General features: G+C 75.2%; 4 protein-coding genes. All 4 read right to left on the minus strand.

Annotated elements, in window-relative coordinates:
• Positions 1-637 (minus strand): TetR/AcrR family transcriptional regulator (locus LCE31_RS02365; RefSeq protein ID WP_225012245.1); only part of this gene is annotated, 637 nt, incomplete at its 3' end.
• Positions 638-895: 258 nt separating this feature from the next.
• A complete protein-coding gene (locus LCE31_RS02370) occupies positions 896-1,606 on the minus strand; it encodes an HAD family hydrolase (protein WP_225012246.1) in 711 nt (236 codons plus the stop codon).
• Positions 1,607-1,625: 19 nt separating this feature from the next.
• Positions 1,626-2,279 carry a phosphatase PAP2 family protein gene (locus LCE31_RS02375; RefSeq protein WP_225012247.1) on the minus strand — a complete coding sequence of 218 codons (654 nt, stop codon included), beginning with the start codon at positions 2,277-2,279 and terminating at the stop codon, positions 1,626-1,628.
• Between the two features lie 60 nt (positions 2,280-2,339).
• Positions 2,340-2,949 (minus strand): M56 family metallopeptidase (locus LCE31_RS02380; protein WP_374118381.1); only part of this gene is annotated, 610 nt, incomplete at its 5' end.

Genomic DNA, 2,949 nt, shown 5'->3' on the forward strand with positions numbered 1-2,949 from the left:
CCCCCCGCGGGCCCCCCCGGGGGGCCCCCGGGGGGGGGCGCCCCCGGCCCCCCCCCCCCCCGCGCCGCCACTCCAGCCCGTAGCGCTCGAACAGGTCCCGCCGCAGGCGGACCAGCGGCATGGGCGCGCCGGGGATCAGGATCGCGAACACCGCGCCCATCAACTGCGCCCGCAGCAGCGGGTAGTCCGCGTCCGGATCGGGCGAGCCGTAGCGGACCACGGTCTCGCGCAGCAGGAACGCCAGGCGCTGCTGCTCGGAGCACCGTACGAACCCCTCGGCCTGCAGAATCCCCGCCATGTGCGTGCGCATCAGCGTCGGCCGCGACACCGTGAGTCCGAGGATGGCGTCGATCGCCCGGGCCATCAGCTCGCGGCCGTCGTCCGTGCGCGGTTCCCGTTCCAGGCCCGCCTGGAGGGTACGGTGCATCAACCTGTGCACGGCCGACTGGAGCAGCTGCCGCTTCCCCGGGAAGTAGTACGAGATCAGACCGCGGGCGGACCCCGCCCGGTCGGCGATGTCCGCGAGCGTCGTCGCCTCGTACCCGGCCTCCGAGACCAGCTCGACGGTGGCGTCGAGGAGCCGCACGCGCGAGCGTCGGCGCAGTTCCTCGTTGACCTCGGGGCTTCGGGGAGACATGCTTTACTCCTGCGTTGACTGGCTCTGAGCCAGTATACTCAGTGCGTCTTGCCGTAGCCCCGCGCGGGCTTACGGCGGGGCTCGTCTGCCTTGGGCGACGCGGGGGATCGTCCAAGGCAGACGCATGCGCAGCACCGCCGGCCCGGCGCCCGGTCGGCGCGTCACCCCGTCAGAGCGTCACCCCGTGATCGCGTCATCGCCTCATCGCGGAAACGGTCCGGCACGGTCGCCACCGGGTGGACCGGAGGCGAGCCGGGGCTACGGCAGGGCTCCGATACCCGCGAGTCCCAGCACGGGCCGCAGTCCGGCCGGCCGCTCCTCCACCGGCAGGTGGTCCACGAAGAACACCTCGCAGCCGAGCGCCGCCGCCCCGCCGTCCGCTTCCCGGCTGTCGCCCACCATCAGCACGTCGTGCGGGTCCTGTCCGAGCTCGTCGCAGGCCGTCTGGAACAGCCGGGCGTCCGGCTTCTGGACGCCGTGCTCGAACGACAGGACGTACGCGTCGATCAGCTCGTCCACCCCGTGCGCCCGGAACACCGGCCGCAGGTCCCAGCCGATGTTGCTGACCACGCCGACCGCGATGCCCGCCCGCCGCAGCCCGCCGAGCACCTCCGCCGTGTCGGCGTACGGCCGCCACGCGGCGGGCGCCATGTGCCGGTCGTAGAGCGCGTCGTACAGGGCCGGGTCCGGCAGCTCCACCTGGCGGGCGACCCCGGTGTAGGCGGCCCGGTGCAGCTCGGCGCTCTCGTCCCGCGCCGCCCACGCGTCCGCGAGATGGGCCGGCACCCGCTCCGGGGGCGGCCCGCCGGGCAGCGCGCCCGCCACGGCCAGCCGCAACGCGCTCCTGCGCATCTCGAACGGTGGCATGTCGACACCGGCCTGGGCGAGCGCCGCGCTCAGCCACGACTTGGCGGATTCGATACGGAACAGGGTCCCTGAGAAGTCGAAGAGGACTGCCTTGAACGTCATGGGACCGATCCTTGCGGGCTCACCGGCCCCGGGACAAGGCCAAACGCTCGTAACAGGCGACGGACAACGCGACGAGGCATCCTCCGAGCAGCCAGCCCGCCAGGACATCGGACACCCAGTGCACGCCGAGCCACAGCCGGGTGAACCCCACGCCGACGGCCGACAGCGCCGCCACCGCAAGCGCGGCGCCCCACCGGGCGCCCGCGGCGCCCTCGCGGCGCAGCACCCACAGGAGCAGTCCGCAGGCGACCGTCGCGGCCATCGCGTGCCCCGAGGGGAACGCGGCGAAGTGGGCCGAGTCCACCGGGTGCCTCCAGCGCGGCCGGTCCCGGCCCACCGCGGACTTCACCGCTTGCTGGAGCCCCCACTCCACCAGCGCCACCCCGAGCAGCCAGGCCGCGAACCGCCGGTCGGCGCGCAGCCGGAACACCGTCACCGCCGCCGCGACCGTGAGCGCGCGCATCGTCCAGGGGGCCCACACCCAGTCGGAGAAGACCCTGACGACCCGCGTGAGTCCCGGATCGGCCAGGGCCTGCCGGTGCAGACCGACCGCCGCGGCCCGGTCGAACGAGAGCAGCGGCCCCCAGCGGGCCGCGACCAGGGCGAGCAGCACCAGAAAGGCCGCCGCGCTCACCACGGCGGTCCGTGCGGAGGGCGTCAGGGGTACGCGCATACGCGTGATCCTCGCCGACCGCCCGCCGCCTACGCCACGCGCGCTCGGCGCGCCCCCCGGTCAGCCCAGCGCGCGCAGCCCCGGCACCAGCGCCACGATCAGCGGCACGGCGGGCACCAGCGCCGCCACGGCCGTCAGCCGCAGGCGCCGGGCGGGCGCGAGCCTCGGCACCGGCGACAGCAGCCGGTTCACCCGCCGCGGCAGTTCCGAGTCCGCCGCCGGAGCGGGCCCGAACACACCGCGTTCCTCGTTCAGTTCGACCAGTGCGAGGGCGATCGCCCGATGCCCGTAGCGGCGCGAGGCGGCGTCGTCCGCGGCCAGTTCCACCAGCCGGTGGATCTCGTCGCGGAACGCGGCGAACACCGGGATCTGCGGAAAGCCGTTCGCCAGCGCGCAGGAGCAGTGCCGCAGCCAGTCGTGGCGCGCCCGCGCGTGGCCCTCCTCGTGCGCGAGGACGGCGTCGAGCTGGCGGTCCTTGAGGCGGCGCAGCGCCGCCGTCGTGATCACCAGCTGGGGTGCGGCGCCGGGCAGCCACCAGGCGTCCGGCTTGTCGCCCTCCAGGACCACCAGGGGCTCCGTGGGGGGGGGGGGGCCCCGCCCGGCGGGGGGGGGCCCCGCGGGGGGCGCCCCCGGCCGTGGTAGGGGCGATGTGGCACCGTGTCCGTGACAG

Origin of the sequence: Streptomyces sp. 8L (genome assembly GCF_020176795.1) — a bacterium.
GTDB lineage: Bacteria > Actinomycetota > Actinomycetes > Streptomycetales > Streptomycetaceae > Streptomyces.

Excerpts from the sequence above, each read along its gene's own strand:
- LCE31_RS02370 (WP_225012246.1), bottom strand. The coding sequence starts at position 1,606 with ATGACGTTCAAGGCAGTCCTCTTCGACTTCTCAGGGACCCTGTTCCGT.
- LCE31_RS02375 (WP_225012247.1), bottom strand. The coding sequence starts at position 2,279 with ATGCGCGTACCCCTGACGCCCTCCGCACGGACCGCCGTGGTGAGCGCG.